Source organism: Pedobacter rhodius, assembly GCF_027213645.1.
Taxonomy (GTDB): Bacteria; Bacteroidota; Bacteroidia; order Sphingobacteriales; family Sphingobacteriaceae; genus Pedobacter; species Pedobacter rhodius.
In genome coordinates, this window is record NZ_JAPWGL010000001.1 from 189,913 (window position 1) to 213,180 (window position 23,268).

The 23,268-nt window shown below is 38.1% G+C and carries 19 protein-coding genes; 10 read left to right on the forward strand and 9 right to left on the reverse strand.

What is annotated here, in order from left to right:
* The first annotated feature begins 113 nt into the window (after window positions 1-113).
* From ftsZ to O0931_RS00915, 3 genes are all read left to right on the forward strand, one after another.
* Window positions 114-1,739, forward strand: a complete 1,626-nt coding sequence (gene ftsZ / locus O0931_RS00905; RefSeq protein ID WP_269413682.1) for a cell division protein FtsZ — start codon at window positions 114-116, stop codon at window positions 1,737-1,739.
* Window positions 1,740-1,904: 165 nt separating this feature from the next.
* A complete protein-coding gene (locus O0931_RS00910; RefSeq protein WP_269413683.1) occupies window positions 1,905-3,146 on the forward strand; it encodes an aminotransferase class I/II-fold pyridoxal phosphate-dependent enzyme in 1,242 nt (413 codons plus the stop codon).
* Between the two features lie 261 nt (window positions 3,147-3,407).
* Window positions 3,408-3,584, forward strand: a complete 177-nt coding sequence (locus tag O0931_RS00915) for a hypothetical protein (protein WP_010602932.1) — start codon at window positions 3,408-3,410, stop codon at window positions 3,582-3,584.
* Window positions 3,585-3,633: 49 nt separating this feature from the next.
* Here the strand turns inward: O0931_RS00915 and O0931_RS00920 are convergent, their stop codons facing one another.
* From O0931_RS00920 to ligA, 5 genes are all read right to left on the reverse strand, one after another.
* On the reverse strand, window positions 3,634-3,924 hold the full coding sequence (locus O0931_RS00920) for a hypothetical protein (protein WP_269413684.1): 291 nt from the start codon (window positions 3,922-3,924) through the stop codon (window positions 3,634-3,636).
* A gap of 232 nt (window positions 3,925-4,156) precedes the next feature.
* Window positions 4,157-5,044 carry a 4-hydroxy-tetrahydrodipicolinate synthase gene (gene dapA, locus O0931_RS00925; RefSeq protein WP_269413685.1) on the reverse strand — a complete coding sequence of 296 codons (888 nt, stop codon included), beginning with the start codon at window positions 5,042-5,044 and terminating at the stop codon, window positions 4,157-4,159.
* Window positions 5,045-5,264: 220 nt separating this feature from the next.
* Complete coding sequence (locus O0931_RS00930; RefSeq protein ID WP_269413686.1) at window positions 5,265-5,399, reverse strand: GxxExxY protein; 135 nt, start codon at window positions 5,397-5,399, stop codon at window positions 5,265-5,267.
* Between the two features lie 86 nt (window positions 5,400-5,485).
* Window positions 5,486-5,644, reverse strand: coding sequence for a GxxExxY protein (locus O0931_RS00935; protein WP_269413687.1), 159 nt, complete (start codon window positions 5,642-5,644; stop codon window positions 5,486-5,488).
* Window positions 5,645-5,727: 83 nt separating this feature from the next.
* Window positions 5,728-7,740, reverse strand: coding sequence for an NAD-dependent DNA ligase LigA (gene ligA, locus O0931_RS00940; protein WP_269413688.1), 2,013 nt, complete (start codon window positions 7,738-7,740; stop codon window positions 5,728-5,730).
* A gap of 158 nt (window positions 7,741-7,898) precedes the next feature.
* On the opposite strand from ligA, the gene O0931_RS00945 reads away from it, so the two are divergent.
* Window positions 7,899-8,300, forward strand: coding sequence for a hypothetical protein (locus O0931_RS00945; protein ID WP_269413689.1), 402 nt, complete (start codon window positions 7,899-7,901; stop codon window positions 8,298-8,300).
* On the opposite strand, the gene O0931_RS00950 is transcribed toward O0931_RS00945, so the two are convergent.
* On the reverse strand, window positions 8,288-8,962 hold the full coding sequence (locus O0931_RS00950) for an ACP phosphodiesterase (protein ID WP_269413690.1): 675 nt from the start codon (window positions 8,960-8,962) through the stop codon (window positions 8,288-8,290). The genes O0931_RS00945 and O0931_RS00950 overlap by 13 nt on opposite strands.
* A gap of 152 nt (window positions 8,963-9,114) precedes the next feature.
* Here O0931_RS00950 and tyrS point away from each other — a divergent pair, with 152 nt between their 5' ends.
* From tyrS to O0931_RS00965, 3 genes are all read left to right on the forward strand, one after another.
* A complete protein-coding gene (gene tyrS, locus O0931_RS00955; RefSeq protein ID WP_269413691.1) occupies window positions 9,115-10,401 on the forward strand; it encodes a tyrosine--tRNA ligase in 1,287 nt (428 codons plus the stop codon).
* A 116-nt stretch (window positions 10,402-10,517) separates the two neighbouring features.
* Window positions 10,518-10,997 carry a type II RES/Xre toxin-antitoxin system antitoxin gene (gene parS / locus O0931_RS00960; RefSeq protein ID WP_269413692.1) on the forward strand — a complete coding sequence of 160 codons (480 nt, stop codon included), beginning with the start codon at window positions 10,518-10,520 and terminating at the stop codon, window positions 10,995-10,997.
* Entirely contained in the window at window positions 10,997-11,449 is a 453-nt protein-coding gene (locus O0931_RS00965) for an RES family NAD+ phosphorylase (RefSeq protein ID WP_269413693.1), read from the forward strand. Before parS ends, O0931_RS00965 begins: the two co-directional genes overlap by 1 nt.
* 1 nt (window position 11,450) lies before the next feature.
* Here O0931_RS00965 and O0931_RS00970 read toward each other — a convergent pair whose 3' ends face one another.
* From O0931_RS00970 to O0931_RS00980, 3 genes are read right to left on the reverse strand one after another with little or no spacing between them, the layout of a single operon-like run.
* Window positions 11,451-12,434 carry a LuxE/PaaK family acyltransferase gene (locus O0931_RS00970; protein WP_269413694.1) on the reverse strand — a complete coding sequence of 328 codons (984 nt, stop codon included), beginning with the start codon at window positions 12,432-12,434 and terminating at the stop codon, window positions 11,451-11,453.
* Window positions 12,435-12,454: 20 nt separating this feature from the next.
* A complete protein-coding gene (locus tag O0931_RS00975; protein WP_269413695.1) occupies window positions 12,455-12,814 on the reverse strand; it encodes a hypothetical protein in 360 nt (119 codons plus the stop codon).
* 5 nt (window positions 12,815-12,819) lie between these two features.
* On the reverse strand, window positions 12,820-15,249 hold the full coding sequence (locus O0931_RS00980) for a penicillin acylase family protein (protein ID WP_269413696.1): 2,430 nt from the start codon (window positions 15,247-15,249) through the stop codon (window positions 12,820-12,822).
* Window positions 15,250-15,441: 192 nt separating this feature from the next.
* Here O0931_RS00980 and O0931_RS00985 point away from each other — a divergent pair, with 192 nt between their 5' ends.
* From O0931_RS00985 to glgB, 3 genes are all read left to right on the forward strand, one after another.
* The gene (locus O0931_RS00985) at window positions 15,442-18,375 is read left to right on the forward strand and encodes a TonB-dependent receptor (RefSeq protein WP_269413697.1); all 2,934 of its coding nucleotides are present in this window, start codon (window positions 15,442-15,444) and stop codon (window positions 18,373-18,375) included.
* 198 nt (window positions 18,376-18,573) lie between these two features.
* The gene (locus O0931_RS00990) at window positions 18,574-21,036 is read left to right on the forward strand and encodes a glycoside hydrolase family 31 protein (protein WP_269413698.1); all 2,463 of its coding nucleotides are present in this window, start codon (window positions 18,574-18,576) and stop codon (window positions 21,034-21,036) included.
* Window positions 21,037-21,097: 61 nt separating this feature from the next.
* Complete coding sequence (glgB, locus tag O0931_RS00995) at window positions 21,098-23,083, forward strand: 1,4-alpha-glucan branching protein GlgB (protein ID WP_269413699.1); 1,986 nt, start codon at window positions 21,098-21,100, stop codon at window positions 23,081-23,083.
* Window positions 23,084-23,268: the final 185 nt, after the last annotated feature.

Sequence of the window (23,268 nt, forward strand, 5' to 3'; positions counted from 1 at the left end):
ATGAGTTTTCCACATTATGAACACTTGTGGAAAACCTATGTTGAAAAAGTGTTAATATTACGTTTGGTAATGAACAGAATTTAAGAATTTTTAAACAACTGATTCATAAGATTATGCAGTTCGAAATGTTAAAAGATAAGTCGTCAATCATCAAGGTAATTGGTGTTGGGGGCGGTGGCGGCAACGCAGTTAACCATATGTACCTGTCGGGTATCACTGGTGTGGATTTTATTATTTGTAATACAGATGCCCAGGCTTTGGAATCTAGTCCTATACCTAACAAGGTTCAGTTAGGCGCTAGTTTAACCGAAGGGATGGGTGCCGGTTCTATTCCTGAAGTTGGAAAAAACTCTGCGATTGAAAATATAGATGATATCAAAGCCATGCTGGGTAGCACCACCAAAATGTTGTTTATTACGGCAGGAATGGGTGGCGGCACAGGTACGGGCGCAAGTCCGATAATTGCAAAAGCTGCTAAGGAACTTGATATTTTAACTGTAGCAATTATAACCACACCATTTTCTTTTGAAGGCAAGCGACGCAGGTTGCAGGCCGATGAAGGTATGGAAGAGTTAAAAAAATATGTAGATTCTTACCTGGTTATTTCAAACGATCGGTTGCGTGAGATCTTCGGTAATTTAACCCTAGGCTCTGCATTTGGCCAGGCAGATGATATTTTAACAACTGCAGCAAAAGGTATTGCTGAAATCATTACCGTTCCGGGATACATCAACGTAGATTTTAAAGATGTTCGTACGGTAATGAAAGATAGTGGTGTTGCCATTATGGGTAGTTTTGCTGCTGATGGTGATGAACGTGCTTTACAAGCTGTTGAAGGTGCTTTAGCTTCGCCTTTATTAAAGGATAATGAAATTGAAGGCGCCCGTTACATCTTATTGAACATCAGTTCAGGTTTGCGCGAAGTAACCATGGATGAGGTTTCAATTATTACAGATTACATTCAGGAGAAAGCCGGTTTATCTGCCGATTTAATATGGGGTAACTGTACAGATGAAACATTGAATGATAAACTATCAGTTACTATTATCGCTACCGGTTTCCAAACCTCGGAAGAACGCGTAAACGAAGAAAAAAATAAAAAGAAGATATCTTTACTAACACCTGAAGAGGCACCACTGGTTCGACCTGTTGAGCCGGTAAATTCTTTTATTCAACCCAAAGCAGCGCCATCTTACGAGCCCGTTTTAAAAGCGAAGGAAGAAGCACCGCAGGCAGATTTATTCGGTGGCATGTTTAGCAAAGCTGAAACACCTAAATACCAGGAACCTGAAAATGATGTTGTTCGTCATACCTTAATTGAAGAAGAACCTCAGGTTGAAGCACAGGCAGAAACAGGTTTTGAATTTGAGATTAAACTGGCCGAAACAGAATTTGTTTTCGAAACACCTGTAGCAGAAATTCCTTCAATTCCGGAACCAGAGCCCGAAATGCCGGTTGTTGGTTTAGATGATAACCAGAACGACGAATCTGTTGAAGAGCAATTAAAAAAATCGAGAGAACGCATTATGCGTTTAAAAGATTTAAGTATGAAGCTGCGCACAACAAATGGCTTACAGGAATTGGAAAATGAGCCTGCTTATAAACGTAAGCAAATGCAATTACAACAGGTGCAGCATTCTTCTGAATCGCAGGTTAGCCGTTTTACATTAAGCAATGATCAGGATGGTGGCACTGAAATCAGACCAAATAACTCGTTTCTACACGACAATGTTGACTAGTATAAACCAAATATAATTTTAAAGCCTCGATATATCGGGGCTTTTTTGGCATAAAATTAGACTGTTAAATTACGTTAATTTACAAGCAACGGATTAAGCTTGTTGATTTTAAGCCGAATAAAACGTAAATTCGCAACAATTTTAGTACAATAAAAACATAACACATTGGATATATTTGATAAAATAGCAAAGCACATGGGACCACTGGGCCAACACCAGAAATGGTCTCATGGGTATTTCTCATTTCCAAAATTAGAGGGAGAAATTGCACCACACATGCAATTCAAAGGAAAAGAGCATTTGGTTTGGAGTTTAAACAACTATCTAGGCTTAGCCAATCATCCGGAAGTTAGAAAGGCTGATGCTGATGCGGCTGCAGAATTTGGTATGGCTTACCCAATGGGTGCGAGGATGATGAGCGGTAACTCAAAATACCACGAACAACTGGAGCAGGAATTAGCTGAATTTGTAGGCAAGCCTGATGCTTTCCTTTTAAATTATGGTTACCAGGGTATGGTTTCCATTATTGATACTTTGGTTGACAGAAATGATGTTATTGTTTATGATGCAGAATCTCATGCCTGCATTATTGACGGTCTTCGCCTGCATATGGGTAAAAGATTCGTTTACCAGCACAATGATATTGATAGCGCCAGAAAACAGTTAGAGCGTGCAACTAAACTGACTAATGAGTCTGGTGGTGGTATTCTTCTAATTACCGAAGGTGTTTTTGGAATGAGTGGAGCGCAAGGTAAATTAAAAGAAATCGTTGATCTAAAGAAAGATTTCAATTTCCGTATTTTGGTTGATGATGCGCATGGTTTTGGTACAATGGGCGATACCGGTGCAGGCACACATGAAGCGCAGGATTGCATCGAAGGAATTGATGTGTACTTCGGAACATTTGCAAAATCAATGGCAGGTATTGGCGCTTTCGTAGCGTCTACTGAGGAGATCACAAATTTCTTAAGGTACAACATGCGTTCTCAAACCTTTGCAAAAGCATTACCGATGCCGATGGTTAAAGGCTTATTGAAACGTTTGGAATTGCTGAAAAGTAAACCTGAACTAAAAGATAAACTATGGGAAATCGCAATGACCTTACAAAAAGGTTTACGGGAGCGCGGTTTTGATTTAGGTGTAACGAATTCAGTAGTAACGCCAGTGTTTCTAAAAGGTGAATTATCTGATGCAACTGCAATTACATTTGATTTACGCGAGAACTACAGTATTTTCTGTTCCATTGTCGTGTATCCTGTAATCCCGAAAGGTATGATTGAGCTACGTTTAATTCCAACTGCAGTACATACATTGGAAGATGTTCAACGTACATTAGATGCCTTCAGTGAGGTAGCCGAGAAGCTGGAAAACGGTTATTACAAAGAAAATCAATTCGCAACAGCTTAAGTTTAAAATAATTATTTAAAGGCCCTTTAATTAGATTTAAAGGGCTTTTTTGTTTTGCTTTTGTTTGTATTTAATTGATATACAGTGATTTAATTATATTTAGCGCATGTTGAATGTTTATAAATGGTGTAAATGTGGAAAAAAAGCATATTTAAAGGTGTTTTTTGTACCATTAAAAGTTTTTTTATTTACTTAAACGCTTTAAATTAGAGTTACATTAAAAAAAAACTAAAAACCTAAAATTTACAGGAGCAATTAAAAATGAAAAAATTCGAAGAAGTAAAAAGTTTAGTTGCAGCTTTGGAAGCTGACGCAGACAAGTTTTATAACAAAGGAAACAGCGCAGCGGGTACACGTGTACGTAAAGGCATGCAGGATTTGAAAAATTTAGCACAAGCGATTCGTTTGGAAGTGCAAGACACTAAAAACAAAGCTTAAGCAATAAAAATATGATTAAAAATGCCTTCATAAATTGAAGGCATTTTTTTTATCTGATGAATTTATAATCATCACCTCGGTCAGACTTAATAAACTTGGCCAATCTACCCTGGTAAAAATAGAAAAATGAATAGGGCTCTGGTCTGGGTATCATTGTGTTCGTGAAGGTTCTGTAGATATTGGTTCCATCGCCTTCGGAAGATATCAATTCAGCCTTTCGATTGGCTTCTTTAAAACTTGTTTCAGACATTCCGATTGTGAATTTAGGTTCGTAATAGGAAACCGGTTTGCAGCCGATGGCTGCAACTGCTATCAAGCAGATAAATACTAGTTTTTTCATGTGTGTGTTTAATTTGTGTGTATCAAATGCTAATCAAAAATAATGCCCGCCTCATTCCTGTTTGGTTTAGAAAACCCTTTTCGATAGAATACCTGTTTTCATGTTTTTCAAATAATTGATTACCAGTTAAAAACGAGACAGGTAATTTTTTATTTACATAAAAAAACAGAAAGTGCCCTTAGTTTATTAAGCTAAGGGCACTTTCTGTGTTGTGTTATTTGTAAAAAAAAGTTTAAGCCACCAAGACTAGCTTTTCTATTTCTTTTATAATGGCCGTTTCCAATTGTGAAGAAGCCTTTATCAGCGGTAATCTTACCGTATCACCACAAATATTTAAGTGTTTTAGTGCCGCTTTAACGCCAGCGGGATTGCCTTCTGCAAAAGCTAACCTGGTAAATTCTACAAGACTTAAATGAGCAGGTAAAGCCCTTTTAAAATCGCCTGACAGGCAAAGATTTACCATTTCAGAAAATTGTTTTGGTAAGGCATTCGCTATAACTGATATGATACCGGATGCACCTAAAGCTATCATAGGTAAGGTAATCGGATCATCCCCTGAAATCAAAAGAAAATCTTCGGGTTTGTCTCTCATAATTTGATTAAATTGATCAAAACTTCCCGATGCTTCTTTTGTAGCAATAATGTTTTTGAAATCATGTGCTAACCTGCAGGTCGTTTCCGGAGACATATTGCTCATTGTACGTCCCGGAACATTGTATAAAATCAAATCCAAAGGAGAAAGCTCGGCCAAATGTTTGTAATGCTGGTAAATACCTTCCTGTGTTGGCTTATTGTAATACGGGCTAACGGATAGAATTGCACTGTAACCGTTTGCTTCGAAATTTTTAATATCCTCCGCAACAGCGAGCGTATTATTGCCGCCAATTCCGGCAACCAATGGTAATCTGTTATTGTTAATTTCAGCAGTATAGGCCCACACTTTCTTCTTCTCGTCCTTCGTCATCGTAGCGGTTTCGCCGGTTGTGCCTAAAGAAACGAGGTAATCTATCCCTCCGTCTACCAGGTGATTAATCAGGTTTTTTAAACCATTATAATCAACTGTTCCATCTGTGTTGAAAGGTGTAACCAATGCTACACCAGTACCCTGAAATTTGTTCATTACGTTATTTACTATTTAATTTAACCACAAAGGCGCAAAGGCACTAAGTGATTTTGTTTACTTCTTTGTCGGTATTCAGAGCAATGATTATCTGTTTTCGTGATAGTCGTTAATTACCCTCTTTATACCATCTTTTATTTTGCAACGTTAAAATTGATTAGTAATCCAAGCTTGCAATTATTAATCACGAAGATACAAAGGACAGCAAGGTTTTTAATTGCTATAAATTTCCATTTAAAACACGTCTTATTTCATCTTTTATTTTTGCAACGTTAAAGTTTATTAATAGTCCAAGTTTGCAATTTGATAATTTCAAATACGTAATTGTTTGTGCTAAATGCACATCATTTAACATAATTACAGACTTAATTTCTACAATTACTTTTGTTCTACCAAAAGATCTATTCTATATCCACAAGCTAGTTTGATACCCCCGATAAACTACTGGTAGTTTATCTGACCGTCAACCTCAAGCCCTGCATTTTTCAACTCGTGTAGCAGACAGGCTTCATAAGTTGATTCTAATAATCCAGGACCTAATTCAATGTGAACCTGATAAGCTGCGTTTAAAATTAATTTTGCAATTTCATTTCCATTCATCCCTAAAATTTTAAATAGTTAAATTTATATAAAGCAATAGGGATGCTATAGTAATAATCTTTGTGTCTTTGTGGTTAATTAATTTATTTAATCATTTCCAACAATTCATTATCGCTGATAATTGGAATATTTAATTTATTCGCTTTTTCAAGTTTCGAAGGACCCATATTATCGCCGGCAACCAGGTAGTTTAATTTACCTGAAATGCCGCTTAAAATCTTCCCGCCGTTGGCTTCAATTAAATCTTTTAGTTCATCGCGACTATAGTTCTCAAAAACGCCCGAAATTACGAATGTTTTTCCAATAAGTGTATCGCTATCAAGCGTTATTACTTTTTCTTCAATTTCAAACTGTAATCCTGCCGATTTTAACAGTTCTATCTGCGTTAAGTGCTCATTTTTTCCGAAATATTCAACGATGCTTTCTGCAATACGCTGACCGATTTCATCTATAGCAATCAATTCCTCCAGACTAGCTTTAGCAAGGTTATCTATATTTTTGACGCCGGCAGCCAGTTTTTTAGCGACAGTCTCGCCAACATACCTGATGCCTAAACCGAACAATACCTTTTCGAATGGCATTTCCTTTGACTTTTCTATCCCCGCAAGCATATTCTCGATAGAGCGTTCGCCAAAACGGTCGATAGCTTTCAGCTGATCTGATTTTTGATACAAAGTATATAAATCACTTATATGATTTATCAAACCTCTCTTAAAAAAAGTTTCTATGGTTTCATCACCAAGCCCGTCAATATTCATCGCTTTTCTGCTAATGAAATGCTGAATTTTACCCACTATCTGTGGCGGACAACCTTCATCATTCAGACAATAATGAACGGCTTCGCCTTCTTTTCTTATTAATTCAGTTCCACACTCCGGGCAATTGTGCAGGTAATGGACTTTCGCTGAGCCTGGCAACCGCTTATTAAGATTTACCTTAATGATTTTTGGAATAATTTCACCACCCTTTTCCACAAAAACGGTATCACCTTCGTGTAAATCTAACCGTTCTATTTCATTCGCATTGTGTAGGGTTGCTCTTTTAACTGTTGTTCCTGCAAGAAGAACCGGTTTTAAATTTGCTACCGGTGTAACGGCACCCGTACGACCAACCTGATAAGTTACTTTTTCCAGTACGGTTTCGACTTCGGCGGCTTTATATTTATAAGAAATGGCCCAGCGGGGCGATTTTGCTGTAAATCCAAGTTCCTGCTGTTGTGCATAGTTATTTACCTTGATTACAATACCATCGATATCATAACTCAATTTAAAGCGCTCATTTTCCCAGTGGTGGATAAATGCTAAAACGTCATCAATGTTTTTTATCAGCCGGTTATGTTCACAAACATGGAATCCCCATTCTTTTACGGCTTTTAGGCTTTCCCAATGGGTTTTAAATTGATTTTTATCAGTGTATAAGAAATAAATGAAGCCATCCAGCGGGCGTTTTGCCACTTCTCCGCTATCCTGCATCTTTATCGTACCCGAAGCAAAATTTCGGGGATTTGCGTACGGAATTTCACCAAGTTCTTCTCGGGCAGCATTTAGCTTTAAAAAGGCAGCTTTATGCATAAAAATTTCACCGCGGATTTCGAAATGATCGGGTGCCTTATCTTTTTTTAGCTGATGAGGAATGGTGTGAATGGTTTTCACATTATTGGTTACGTCATCGCCTTTTGTGCCATCGCCACGGGTAACAGCCCTTAAAAGTTTGCCGTTTTCGTAAGTTAAGCTAATGGATAAACCATCGAATTTTAATTCGCATACGTATTCGAAATTTTCGCCGATGGCTTTTCTGACGCGTTCATCAAATTCACGCAAATCTTGTTCGTTATATGTATTTCCCAATGATAACATTGGGTATTTATGTTGAACAGTTACGAAATTCTTAGTAATGTCGCCACCAACCCTTTGTGTAGGCGAATTCGGATCTGCAAGATCAGGATTTGCTTTTTCTAAATCGGCAAGGTGTTTAAGCTTTTTATCGAATTCAAAATCACCTATTGTTGGCATCGCCAAAACATAATAATTGTAATTATGCTGGTTTAATTCGGCCACAAGGGCATCCATTTCTTCTTTTACTGCAAATAGCGACATGGAACAAACTTAGAGAAAATTGTTGTTTTTTGCCATAGGTAAATACCCCCTCTTCATCTTAAATTAACATTTGTAGAAAATGTTTCTCATTCGTGTAAATTAAAAATATACAAAACCATATCCGTTTGTATGGTGTTGGAAAACATAAACGGATGCACATGAGAAATACAACTACAAGAAAAAATATAAAAGAAGAATTATTGGTAGAAGGGTTGAAAGTTGCTGGTAATGCTATCGGTATAAATTACGGAAAAGGAAAAATTAAGAAATCAGTATCCAGAAACTTGAGTATGGTAGATAGTTTGATGAGCGCTGCTTTTACCAGAAAAGGAAACGTATCGTATAAATCGCAAAAAGCAATTGAATTGGGCAGTTTGGGATTTATTGCATTGTATAATATTATCAAAGGTGTAAAGCGAAAACGCAGAGGCTTAATTGCGGAAGGGATATTTCTTTCATTAGCTTTAGGCGCCGTTATTTTTGCTTCAAATAATCAAAATAAGAAAGTAAATGCGTTACCAAAAATTGGCAGCGATAAGGATATTAGTTATGTAAGCTGATTATCGATGTATTCGAAAATACTCATGAAGTCTTTTTCTAAAACTTCTTTAAAAATGGCGAGTTGATGGGTGAGTTGATTTATCTGCGGATCATTTAAGGTTTCCGGCCACAAACGCATGCAAATACGGTTTAATGCATAACTTATATTTTCCAGTTTCTGGTAACTTAACAGATACTTGCTGCTGATGAATTGTTCGAGAAACTTAAAGAAAATATCATGGTTTTTAAGATTGCAGTGTTCCAGAAAATCGCTGAGTGATTCTTTTTTAACAGCATTTAAATTATCATAAAATTGATGAACCTGAATTAAATTGTGTTCAATAAGTAAATGATCCAATAAAAGTTCAAGTCCGATGTGTGCCAGAAATGATGGTCTGACGGGCGTATTTTCGATCACAGGGATAATAAGTTGTTTTAACGCTGTCGTTTTTTCTAAAAAAAAATCGGAGGAATGGAAAAGTAAATCTACCGCCAGATGTCTTTTCCATCCTTTTAGGATTGCTTCTTCGTCAGGGCTGCCTAAAAAAAGAAACTCATTTTTTTGTGGGTATAGATTAGATTCTTTAGATGCATTTTTTATTAAATCCGGTAGCACAACACCCATTACCACATTGGCATTGGTATTTAACCTGTCGAAATAAAAATGAGAAAGGAAATTCATGTTGTAAATATAGGTTTTTAAAAGTGCCGGATTTAGTTAATGCGGGTGTCTTATCGCAGGGCGACTAATTTAATCAGAACGGATTTTGCATTCTGCATTTAACTTTCAGCTTTACCCTCAAAAAACTATCTTTGCGCAATTAATTTTAGACCATGACAAATTTTGTTGAAGAGTTACGTTGGAGAGGCATGTTGCATGATATTATGCCGAATACTGAAGAAAAGTTAAATGAAGGTATGACTTCAGGTTATATCGGTTTTGACCCTACCGCCGATTCGTTACATGTTGGTCATTTAACGCAAATTATGACCCTGATTCATTTTCAGAATGCCGGGCATAAACCATTTGCTTTGGTTGGCGGTGCAACAGGCATGGTTGGCGACCCTTCAGGGAAATCTGATGAACGTAACCTGCAGACGCCTGAGATGGTTGAGCATAATTTAGCCGGTATGAAGCGCCAGCTTTCGAAGTTCCTGAATTTTGAAGATTCTGGCAATGGCGCAGTAATGGTTAATAACGCAGATTGGTTCAAAAACATGAACTTTTTAGACTTTATCCGTGACGTAGGTAAACACATTACCGTAAACTACATGATGGCGAAGGATAGCGTTAAAAAACGACTGGAAGGCGATACCGGAATGTCTTTTACCGAGTTTTGCTACCAGCTGGTGCAGGGATTTGATTTTTACTATTTATGGAAAAACCATAACTGTATCGTACAAATGGGGGGGTCAGACCAATGGGGTAATATTGTAACCGGAACAGAATTAATCAGAAGAAAAGATAGTGGAACGGCTTATGCAATTACCACTCAATTAATAAAAAAGGCAGATGGAACTAAGTTTGGTAAAACCGAAAGTGGTGCTATTTGGTTAGACGCCGAAAAAACTTCTCCATACAAATTTTACCAGTTCTGGTTAAATGCATCAGATGATGACGTGAAAAAATGGATTAGAATCTTCACGTTGAAAACCAAATCTGAAATTGAAGCTTTAGAGACGGAACATGATGCTGCACCGCATTTGAGGATTTTGCAAAAAGCACTGGCAGAAGACATTACGGTGAAAACACATTCTGCTGAAGCTTTGGAAACAGCAATTAAAACATCAGAATTTTTGTTTGGAAATGGTTCTCTGGAGTTTTTAAAGCGCTTATCCGATAACCAGGTTTTAGAAATCTTTGAAGGTATTCCTCAGTTTAAAATTTCAAAATCTGAACTTGTCGAAGGGATTGATGCGGCAACCTTATTAGCAGAAAAAACAACTGTTTTTCCTTCAAAAGGGGAAACTAAAAAATTAATTCAGGGTGGCGGTGTTTCGGTGAATAAGGAGAAAGTTGCCGATGCAAATCAGGTTTTTAAATCAGAAACCCTGATTAACGATAAGTTTATCGTTGTTCAAAAAGGGAAGAAAAATTATTTTCTTTTAATCGCTGAATAGATTTAAAAAACCTTTTTACCAAAGTCAAAAATCCCATACTTTAAGCTGGGATTTTTTTATGAACGTTATTTTTGTAATTCAGACAAAATGTATATATTCGGGTATAATTGTCGGGTATGAAAAAGAAAGTCGAAGATATTTCAAAAGTTGAAGAACCGGTAGCTATCTATGGGGTTTCTAATCATACACCTATGGTAGCCATGATGGGTAGTAAATATGCAAACCCTTCCGATTTTGATTTACTAAAACTTGCACGTAAGGGGATAGCAAAAAAATCTTTAATTGCTTTGGCAAAACAGATTTCGTTAACCATTGAAGAAATGGCCGGTGTTTTACATATTTCTGATAGAACATTACAACGCTACACGCCCGATACGTTGGTTAAAACGGAATACGCTGATAGAGCTATAGAACTGGCTTTGTTGTACGAACGTGGTATCGAGGTTTTAGGAAGCGAAAAAGCTTTTAGTAATTGGGTAAAATCGCCAAATTTTGCCTTAGGTGGCGAAATTCCGTTCAATTTGTTAGATACCCGGATTGGTTTTAACATGGTTTTAAATATTTTGGGTAGGATAGAATATGGTGTTTTCAGCTAATGATGCTGTACAGAATTTCTAATTGCAAACACGCAAAAGATTACAGTGGCACAGGTGCTAAGTTGTTTGGTGGTCGCTGGAATTCTGTTGGGGTTCCGCTACATTATATGGCTTCAAGCAGAGCTTTAGCAGCTTTAGAGGTTTTAGTGAATAAAAATTCGATGAGTAATTCCAGGGATTTATGCTTAACCGTTTTTGAACTGCCGGATAATTTAATTAAGAATATAGAAACTAAAGATTTGCCTGAAAATTGGAAATCTTACCCTGGACCAGCTGTACTAACAAAAATTGGAGATGAATTTATTAAGCACAAAGAGTTTTTATTGCTCAAAGTACCATCAGTACTTATTGAAGATGAATTTAATTATTTGATGAACGTAAATCATCCAGACTCAAATAAAATAAAGATTGTTGAAGTAAAACCATTTATGTTTGATGAAAGATTGTTTTAGATTACTGCACCAACAAATTACAACCTCTTATATCCGCATTATCGAAGCGGCCTAAAACTTCAAAGCTGCCATCCGAATTTATTCTGCCTAAATCTTGCGTGGAGATGAACGAACAGGAATTAACATTCGCTAAATCGATTACATTTATACCCCCTGTTCTGCCGTGTTCTATTAAAGTTAAAGGATCGTTCGTATCTCTGATTAGCACCTGCATCCAGCTCGGGCAATTAAAAATGCCTTCGCCTAAAGAATAAGCCTGTGAGAGAAGTTCGGTCATGCCGTATTCACTATGGATGGTTTTTATTCCAAAGCCTTTGGTCAATTGTTCGTGTAATGCTTCACGAACCATTTCCTTACGCTTTCCTTTCATGCCACCTGTTTCCATTACAATTAAATCCGGGAAATTTAAATGATAAGTTTCTATGAAATCGAGCAGGGCATAAGTAACACCAATCAGAACCGTTTTTTGCCCTTTGGATTTTAAGGTGCTAAGGGTTTCAAAAAGTTCATCATGGTTATACAAAAAATAGCCACTTTCAGGATGCCTGCTTTGCTCGATCAAATCATTAACCATATAAATTAATGAGGAGCCTGTACGTTGCTGGTAGGATGGAAGAAGTGCTAAAAAGCAGTAATCTTCTATATTCCCGTAGAATTGGTTAAAAGCCTGTAAATAGCTTTGTTCATAAAGTTTAACGTCGGTTACATGATGGCTGCTTTGGACCATTCCGGTTGTACCTGAGCTACTAAAAGTAATTTCTATTGGCTTTGTATTGCTTAGAACAGCATGCGTTTTAAAGAAACTGATGGGTAAAAAAGGAATCTGGGTTATGTCTTTTACTTGTTTAACATCGATATGTAAATGATAAATATATTCAGCATAAACCAGGCAATTTTGAGCCTGATGTTTAAATACTGCTAAAGCCAAAGCTTCAAATTCTTCAGCATTTTGAATAGAAAAGATGTTTTTAGTAGTAAAGTTCACAAAAGCAAAAGTACGAAGGCTTATGCTATTTTTTCATCAGTTTTTTTTACCAGCATCGCCTTACGAAACTGGTAGCCGCAATAGCCACTAATTCCCGCTGCAAGTCCGCTCAATAACCCGGTTACAAATAATAAAATCCACCAGATTTTTACGCCCGTCATTACGGCTACTCTTGCTGCAAGTACATTATCGTTTGGTAAACTTTTAAATAAAGCATAACCAATCCAAAGTAAGAATATGGCAAAAAATGACTGCCAGAAGGCAATTTTACCGGTTTTACCGATAATGCCACAAGTTGCAAATGAAACTACAATAATGACCCACCAGGGTGCTGCCATCTGCAAAAGAAAACAAACTATTATTATGACGATGAAAACCATTTTTTTTATTTAGAAATTTTTAAACGAGAGATTACGGTACCTGATTTATCATCAGGAGATTGCATGTAGAACAAGTCATAAAGCTTACCATTTGCCCAGGTGTCAATCATATTATCATAGAATTTACTACCCGGATTACCTGATTGGCCACCCGGATAAACGCCATGGCCTTTTGGGATTTTACCAAGTTCGATAACCATTCTCCATGATGGGCCATTCGTTTCGCTGATGGCATTAATGGTACTTTTAGCACCACCGATAAGTAAAACTTTCGAACCGAAACCTGGTATTTTCGCAAGGTGAGGCACATTGGTTTGTTTTACATTTCCCCAATACCAATCTTTATTAATTGGGCCAAACCTGCGTTCTAAACTATCACAGCTATATTTAAATGCTTCGTTAACTAAATCAGATAAGGTTTCTTTTGAGGATGTTTTTACATTATCGAACCATTTAGCATTTGGTTCTTTCAAAATCATTTCAACCGTTCTGTCTCTGGATGGGTAACGCATCGGAATGCCTTCAACTTCAAATTCATCATTCCAGATATCGAAACTTAAGCGCTTCGTCCAGATTTCGAAAACGCTGGCTGCTATTTTATCTGCATCGTATCTTTTATTCCATTTAGAAACGTAATTTAAAGCCTCTTTTTGGGTTGCATTTAGCTGATCATTATTTAACAAAGGTAGTAAGGCGGGTAAAAGATTTTGCGCCATAATGCTGTAATTATCCGTTTGCATCAGGCGAATACTATCTGCTGTGGCTTTGTTCATTACGCCAAGCCTGTCGTTAATCCGTTTTCCACGTTCGTAAGGTGCAAATTCCCAATTGATATAATAAGGATAGGTTTTATCTGTTGAAGACTGGTTTGCTGAACTTACAAAACCCCTTGCCGGATTTTTAACCGTTGGATTTTGGGCAGCGGGAATCCAGCCCTGCCAGTCGTAGGCCGGGTCAGTGCCATCTAAAATAAATTTTCCCTGGTCGTTCCATTTTAAGGGGAATTTACCGTTTGGCGTTATTGCGATATCGTTATCCACGCTGGCGAATACAAAATTTTGTGCCGGTGCAGTATAAAAAGTTAAAGCTTTTCTGTAATCATTATAATTTTTACCACGGTTTAAATAGTAAAAAGTCATGAGTTCATTAGATTCATCATGGGCAATCCATCTTAAAGCATCGCCAACGGGAACGTTATTTGCCCTGCTATATTTTGGCTTTTGAAAATAGACCACAGGTCCGTGGTGGGTATAATAAACAGTATCTATTTCATCTTTACCGCCACGTATTTTTATTGTTTCGAGTCTGGTTTTAGTTGGTTTCCAGGCGTTGTTGTACCAATATTCTTTATGCGAATTGTCTTTAAATTTAATCTGGTAGAAATCCAGCACATCGGCAGCAACATTGGTTACACCCCAGGCTATTTTGCCGTTAAAGCCAATAATTACACCCGGCGCTCCGGGTAATGAAACACCATAGGTATTTACACCAGGCGCATGCAATTGAATCTGGTACCAGATAGAGGGTAAGGTTAAATCCAGGTGTGGGTCATTTGCCAGAATCGGGTAACCCGATGCTGTTTTAGCACCCGACAATGCCCAGTTATTACTGCCAATGCCTTCGATTTTTTCTTTTGTTTTTACCTCACCTGTTTGTGCTTTAGTAAATGATTCCGGCGTTTTTGGTATTGGTAAGGGCGAAAAATCCCATTTTGTACCAACAGGAATAATGGGGTCTTCCCGGAAGGGATAATCGGGGAAAAGATTTTTGGTAACCTCAGGTCCGAATTTTTTCATGATGTTGGTCATGTAGAATTCATCTGAACCCATTGCCAGAACGGCCGACATCTGCTTTAACAGCAGTGCGCATTTTATTGGCGCCCAGTTTTCAGGTTTAAAATCTAAAATTTTATATTCTATCGGATAATTAGCATGAGAAAGCGTTTTTATATAAGCATTAATTCCGTCTGTGTAAGCCAGAATCATTTCTTTAGCTTTTGGATCAGCCATCATCCCCTTTAAAGAATTTTCAGCGCCGTAAACCATGCCCATTCTGCGCTGGTATCTATCCACCTCAAGGGCTTTATCACCAACTACTTCGCTTATTCTACCTGCGGCAAAACGTGTTTGAAAATCCATTTGCCATAAACGGTGCATGGCCGTTACATAGCCTTGGGCCAAATACAGGTCATGATCATTTTTAGCAAAAATATGCGGAATCATCCTGTCGTCGAATACAATTTCTATTTCATCAGTTGCGCCTTTAATTCTTGCTTTATGGTTAAACATAAAATGATTATTCTCCGCATTTTGCCAGAAACCCATAAAGGGATTTAAAAACTTAAGCAGGGGCGGTGTACTGCCAATTTTTGTATTAAAGAGAAAAGCGATTGCTACAGGAATTATAACGCAGAAAAGAGCCTTAAGTTTATTCATAAATGGTTAGCTAAAATCAACATTTCATAGATTATCTGCTGAACGATATTATTGCAAAATACAACAATCATCATATCAATCAAAATTTAAAATTCAATTGTAATTATTATGCTAACATAATTTGTTTAATTCAAAAAAAGAATTTAAGTTTAACTAACTAATTAAAGGGACTAACCAAAATTACCAGTATTTATGAGCAAAATCTTTACACAGATCTTCAATGTGTTTGTTCTTGTATGTGTAACCTTCGTTACAGTGCAGGCACAAAACATAACGGTGAGCGGAACCGTTAGAGATAGGCAAACCAAAGAACCCTTAGTGGGTGTAACCGTAATTGTTAAAGGTCAATCCGGCGGTGCGGCAACCAGTTCTAATGGTACATTTAGTTTTACCACAACATCAAAAGTGCCTTTTACCCTGGTGAGCAGTTATATAGGTTACGGAACCGTAGAACAACAGGTTACGGGGAATACGAGCGGACTCATTGTAGAATTGGAAGCTGCAGCGATATTGGGTGGTGATGTGGTTGTTTCGGCGTCGAGAACGCCTGAACGTATACTCGAATCGCCGGTTTCGATTGAAAGGATGAGCGCAGCCTCCATTCGGGAAATCGCGGCTCCATCTTTTTACGACGCCTTAAATAACATGAAAGGTGTAGAAAGCAGTATGCAAAGTTTGACTTTTAAATCTATTAATACCCGGGGTTTCAATTCAAACGGTAACACACGTTTTAACCAATATATAGATGGAATGGATAACCAGGCACCTGGTTTAAATTTTTCAGTTGGTAATATTGTAGGTATTACCGATCTGGATGTTGATAATGTTGAACTTTTACCAGGTGCATCATCAGCTTTATATGGTGCCGGCGGTATTAACGGAACATTGCTGATGACATCAAAAGATCCATTTAAATATCAGGGTGCAAGCTTTCAATATAAAACCGGTGTTAACCATGTTAACGACGATAACAGCAGCGTTCAGCCTTTCAATCAGTTAGATGTTCGTTTGGCTAAATCATGGAACAATAAGTTTGGCGTTAAAGCGGCATTCTCTTTTTTACAGGCTAAAGATTGGTTTGGTAATAATTATTCAAATTTTGACAGGGTTTCAAGAACAGCGAAATCAGGCGATAGAAACAGCGATACAAATTATGACGGTATTAATTCTTACGGGGATGAGGTTAGTCAAAACATGCGAAATGTTGCTCTGAGCGTACAAAATGCAACTATTGCCGGTATAAATGCCGGTACAGGTGGGGCGATACCGAATATTAAATCATTAATAGACGGAACTTTTGGCGCCGCTATCCCGAATGCCGCCCAACAGGCAGGTTTTTTAGCCGGTTTGCCGGCAGCATTGCGTCCTACGGTGCAAAACTATTTTCCTTTTTATGTGGGATTAAAGGCGAACTTAATTCCTGATCAAAATGTATCAAGAACCGGGTATAATGAAGAAAATCTGGTGGATTACGACACAAAATCGCTGAAAGCATCCGGTGCTGTATATTACAATATTTCTGGTACGGTTCAGGCAGTGGCACAGGCAAACTGGGGAACAGGAACATCTGTTTATACCGGTTCTGACCGTTATTCTCTTCGTAATTTTAACATCGGACAGTATAAAATTGAAGTAAAAGGACAGGATTTTTATGTAAAAGGATATACCACTCAGGAACGTTCCGGAGATTCTTACATTTCCTCCATTCTTGGAAGTTACATTAACGAGGTTTCTAAACCTTCTACCACCTGGTTTCCGCAATATATAGGTAATTACGTAGGTGCCAGGGCAGCGGGGCAAACTGATGCAGCTGCGCATGTATTTGCAAGAGGGGTTGCCAATCAGGGTCGTTTCGAACCCGGGTCGCCGCAGTTTGCAACCGCTAAGAACAACATTATGAATACCACCATCAGTGCAACTTCTATTAATGCTGCTGATCCTTCCAAAAGTATTTATGGTGCTAAGTTTGATGATAAAACTAATTTATACCATTATGAGGGTATGTACAATTTTACCAATGCATTTAATAATGTGGTAGAGTTTCAATTGGGTGCATCTTATCGTCTGTATGATTTGAATTCAGCAGGAACCATTTTTAATGATTTAAATGAATCTATCGACATTAATGAATATGGTGCTTTTGCGCAGATAGGAAAAAAGATGTTTAATGATAAAGTGAAGTTCACCTTTGCCGGAAGGTATGATAAAAGCATGAACTTTGAAGGTCGTTTTACACCACGGATTACCGGCGTTTTTACCATTGCGAAGAATAATAACATCAGGGCATCTTATCAAACCGGCTATCGTAATCCTACAACCCAGAATCAGTATATAGATTTATCCGTTGGCGGAGGTTCTCAGCGCTTAATCGGCGGTTTGCCGGAAATTATGTTTGGAAAGTATAAACTTGATGTAAATAAAGGGTACACGGATGTAAGTTATCGTGCTTTCTTAGCCTCTGCTGCAACGGGAGTTCCGAATCCGGCTTTATTGCAACAATATACTTTTGATACAAAAGGTGTTCGCCCCGAAAGTGTTCAGTCGTATGAGTTAGGTTATAAAGGATTAATCACCTCAAATTTATTAATTGACGCATACGGTTACTACAATACCTACAAAGATTTTATTACTGCTGTTGACGTTTATCAGAATGTTGGCACACCGGCCAGTCCTACTTTTGTTAAGTTTGGGGTTCCGGTTAATGCCGCAGGAGAAGTTACCTCATACGGTGCAGCATTAGGTTTAGATTATTTGGTTAATAAATGGAATTTAAGCGGAAACGTATCATACAACCAAATTGGTGATCTTCCGGTTAACTACATCAATGATTTTAATACACCTAAAGTTCGTTTCAACCTCGGTTTGGGCAATAAAGAAATCATCAAGAACTTTGGTTTTAATGTTTCATACCGCTGGCAAGACAAATTTTACTGGAATTCCTCGTTTGCTTCAGGCGAAGTACCGGCATACAGCACATTGGATGCGCAGGTGAACCTGAAAATACCGTCTGTAAATTCTGTAATCAAATTGGGTGGTTCAAACATCACGAATAAATATTACATCACCTCGTATGGTAATCCGGCGGCCGGTGCAATTTATTACCTGGCGTTCGCATTTAATCCATAATTGCCTTAATATCCAGTTGTTAAAGATATTCTCTTTAAAAAAAACAGCTTAAATATCCAGGGTTCAAAAACCTTCTGAATTAAAAATCAGAAGGTTTTTTTATGAACAGCTACCGCCTTTTATAAAATATGCGTATTATAGTACTTTCTTAACGAGCAAATTTTTAAGAAAGTCGAATTAATTTTTTGAATTATTAGGATGGAAGCGCAAAACGATAAGCCAAGCCCGGCCAGTGAGCTGATTGAAAAAGAACAGGAAATACAACATTTAAATAATCCTGTTGATATATCTGTAAAGCCAATTGTAAAGCAATATTTAGGAACGGTTAAAAAAGTTAAAAAAGAAGGTAACCGGTTTTATTTTTCCGATGGCGATGCCAGAGTTGAAATCCGGGTAGTGAGCGACGATATTATTCGTGTCCGCCTTGCGCCGCATGGTGTCTTTCTTGATGATTTTTCTTATGCTGTTCCGGAAGTTGACCAGAAAGTTTCTGTATTTAAAATGCATGAACATGAAGACAGTTATACGGTTTCTACACATGCAGTAACCTGCAAAATCGATAAATCTAATTTTCACATTACGTTTTCCGATAACATTACCGGAACCGTAATGGTTGATGAGGCAAACTCGATGCACTGGGAAGAAAATACTGATTTTGGTGGTTATTACATTTTCGCAACCAAAAAATGCCATCCCGAAGAGAATTTTTTCGGATTGGGTGATAAGTCAGGAAATTTTAATTTACGTGGCCGCAGGTTTCAGAACTGGAATACCGATGCGTATTCTTTCGGATGGAATCAGGACCCGCTTTACAGAACAATACCTTTCTATATAGGATTGCACAACAAGGCCGCCTACGGTATTTTCTTTGATAATACTTTCAAATCATATTTCGATTTTGGTTCTGAAGATGTGAGTAAAACCAGTTTCTGGTCGGATGGTGGCGAATTACAGTATTATTACATCCACGGCCCGCATATGATGGATGTGGTTAAACGCTACGCGAGCTTAACCGGTACACATCCGATGCCACCAAAATGGACTTTAGGTTATCAGCAATGCCGTTGGAGCTATTACCCGGAATCGAAAGTTAAAGAAATTGCCAGGCAGTTCCGCGAACGTAAAATTCCTTGCGATGCGATTTACCTTGATATCGATTACATGGATGGTTATCGCTGCTTTACCTGGAATAAGAAATACTTTCCTGACCCAAGAAGAATGATTAAGGAACTTTCAGATGATGGTTTTAAAACCGTTGTGATGATTGATCCGGGAATAAAAGTTGATGATGACTACTGGGTTTTTAAAGAAGGTAAAGAGAAAAGATTTTTTTGCCGCCGGAGCGATGATTACTATATGGAAGGGCATGTATGGCCTGGCCGTTGTCAGTTCCCTGATTTTACAAATCCAAAAGTGCGTACCTGGTGGGGTAATTTATATAAGGAATTGGTCGATATGGGTGTGGCCGGTTTCTGGAATGATATGAATGAGCCGGCCGTTTTCGGTTCCGGAACATTCCCCAACGATGTCCGCCACAATTACGATGGTTTCCGTGGTTCGCACCGTAAAGCACATAATGTTTATGGCATGCAGATGGTCCGTTCTACCTACGAAGGCTTGAAAAAGCTGATGCGTAATAAACGTCCTTTTACCATTACAAGAGCGGGTTATTCAGGTATGCAGCGTTATGCAAGTGTTTGGACAGGCGATAACCTTGCAAGCTGGGAACACCTGAAAATGGGCAATATCCAGTGTCAGCGTTTATCGGTATCGGGCGTGCCTTTTTGCGGTACGGATATTGGCGGTTTCAGTGGCGAACCGGATGGGGAATTATTTACCAGATGGATACAGCTGGGCACATTTTCACCATTTATGAGGGCACACTCCGCAGGCGACACTGCAGAGCGGGAACCCTGGAGTTTTGGCGACTTTTTTGAAAACATCAACCGTAAGTTTATTGAATTGAGGTATCGTTTGATGCCATATTTATACTCGGTTTTTTGGGAGCATCATCGTTATGGTTTTCCGATTTTGAGGCCGCTTGTTATGCTTGAACAGGAAAAAATCAGTAATCATTTCCGTCAGGATGAGTTTTGCTATGGCGATAAACTTTTAATCTGCCCGGTTTTGGAGCAAGGTGCCGTATCAAGAATGGTTTACCTTCCGAAAGGAACCTGGTACAATTACTGGACAAATGAAATTTTAGCCGGCGAAAGTGAACATTTGATTGAAGCAAAGATCGACAGTATGCCAATGTTTGTAAGGGCCGGATCTGTAATTCCGGAATATCCGGTAATGCAGTATGTTGATGAAAAAGCAATTACAGAAGTGACCCTCAATATTTATAACAGTGATTATGAGGTAAATTCATTTATGTATGAAGATCATGGCGATACATTTGCGTATGAGCAGGATATTTACCTGGAGAAAAAGTTCACGGTAAAAGGCGATTCCTCATCCATAAAAATTAATCAGCTTACAGAAGGATTATATACACCAAATTACGAATTCTATGCTTGTAATGTTTTTGGTATTAAATTCCAGGTTCGTAAAATTGTTGTCGATGGCAGGGAAATAACTGATTTCTATACCGATGATAATAACTGTTTACATTTTAAGTGCAATAAAATTTTCTCTGAAATACAGATTTTTAGTCTGTAAAACCATAACCCCGAAACTTTAACAGGCTTTCGGGGTTTAAATTATCTAACCGAAATTAAGGATGTCAGCAGCAAAAAAAGTACCTGCAAAATCGCCTGCAAAAAAAACAGCAAAAGCAGCATCACCAGAAATTGATAAAACTTTGCCTGTATGGCCGCATAGTTTATTGACAGAATTTGATATTGATTTATTTCTGGTTGGTAAACATTTTCGTTTATACGAAAAAATGGGTGCCCATCTGCTAACAGTTGAAAAAACTGCGGGGACTTACTTTTCCGTTTGGGCGCCAAATGCCATAAATGTAGGTGTTGTCGGGGATTTTAATAATTGGGATGTAAATGTACACTTCCTGCATAAAAGATTAGATAAGTCGGGAATATGGGAAGGTTTTATCCCGGCGCTTAAAAAGGGCGATGTATATAAATATTTTATCAAGGGTTTTGACGGATCGGAGCATTTAAAAGGCGATCCGTATGCGGTACGCTGGGAACATCCGCCACAAACGGCCAGCATCATCTGGGATACGGATTACAGCTGGAAAGACAAATCGTGGCTGAATAAACGACCGAAAATCAATGCGCTTGATCAGCCGATTTCTGTTTACGAATTACATTTAGGTTCGTGGCAGCGCGATCCCGATAATCCGGAAAGGGTGCTGAATTGCAGGGAAGTTGCAAAGGCGCTGGTTCCATACATTACAGAAATGGGCTTTACGCATGTGGAACTTATGCCGGTTATGGAATTTCCTTTCTTTCCCAGCTGGGGCTACCAGATAACCGGTTATTTCGGGGCGAGTTCCCGTTATGGCACGCCACAGGATTTAATGTTTTTGATAGAAGAGTTGCATAAAGCAAATATTGCTGTAATTCTGGATTGGGTACCTTCTCATTTTCCAGGCGACAGGCATGGCTTATATGAATTTGACGGAACCCATTTATATGAACATGCAGATATGAAGAAAGGGTTTCATCCCGATTGGAAATCATATATTTTCAATTATGACCGGAATGAAGTCCGTTCATTTTTAATCAGCAATGCTTTATTCTGGATAGATAAATATCATGCAGATGGCTTACGGGTAGATGCAGTGGCTTCAATGTTGTATTTTAATTTTTCGAGGGAAGATGGCGATGCCGCAACCAATGAATATGGTGGCAGTGAAAACTTAGGTGCTATTCAGTTTCTGCAGGATTTGAATGTTGCTATATATGGAAATTTTGAAGGCGTACAAACCATTGCCGAAGAAAGCAGCACCTATCATGGTGTAACACATCCCGTTCATTCCGGTGGCTTAGGTTTTGGTATGAAATGGATGATGGGCTGGATGAATGATACCTTAAAATATTTTAAGGTGGATCCGTTGGCAAGAAAGCATTATCAGAATCAACTTAGTTTTAGCATGACTTATGCTTTTACAGAGAACTTTATGCTACCTTTTTCACATGATGAGGTGGTTCATGGTAAATCGCCAATGCTTTATAAAATGCCGGGTGATGACTGGCAAAAATTTGCAAATCTGAGGGCTTTGTATGCATACATGTACACCCATCCGGGTGCAAAACTTTTGTTTATGGGGAATGAGTTCGGCGATACCAGTGAGTGGAATTTTACACAATCATTAAACTGGCACTTATTGCAATACCCGCCACATAAGGGTCTGCAGGAAACCGTGAAAGCACTTAATTTTTTATACAGAAAAGAGCCCGCCTTATATCATTTCAATTTTAGTTATGAAGGTTTTGGGTGGATTGATGCCGATAACCGGGATGAATCGGTATTTGTTTACATGCGTAAAGGCCCTAAGGCAAAAGATACCTTAATCATCGCATTGAATTTTACGCCGGTTGTGAGGGAAAATTATAAGATTGGCGTTCCTTTTAAAACTAAATGGAAAGAACTGTTTAATACCGACGACATCATCTTTTACGGAAGCGGAATTAATAACAGAGGCGATATCGTTCCTGTTGAAGAAGGGTATAACAACCAGAAGTTTTCAATGTCAGTTAACCTGCCACCTTTGGCTGTTGTAATTTTTAAAAGCAAATAATTGCTGTAGTTATAATTTTTAAAAAAAGAAGACTCTATCATAATAAAATTGTCATCCTGAGCCTGTCGAAGGACATATAAAACTGATTTTTAGTGTTTCGACAGGCTCAACATGACAGCATTTAAAAGTGAATTGATTAATTTATCAAACAGTCTTTTTTGTCCAAACCATTCTATAAATTTAAA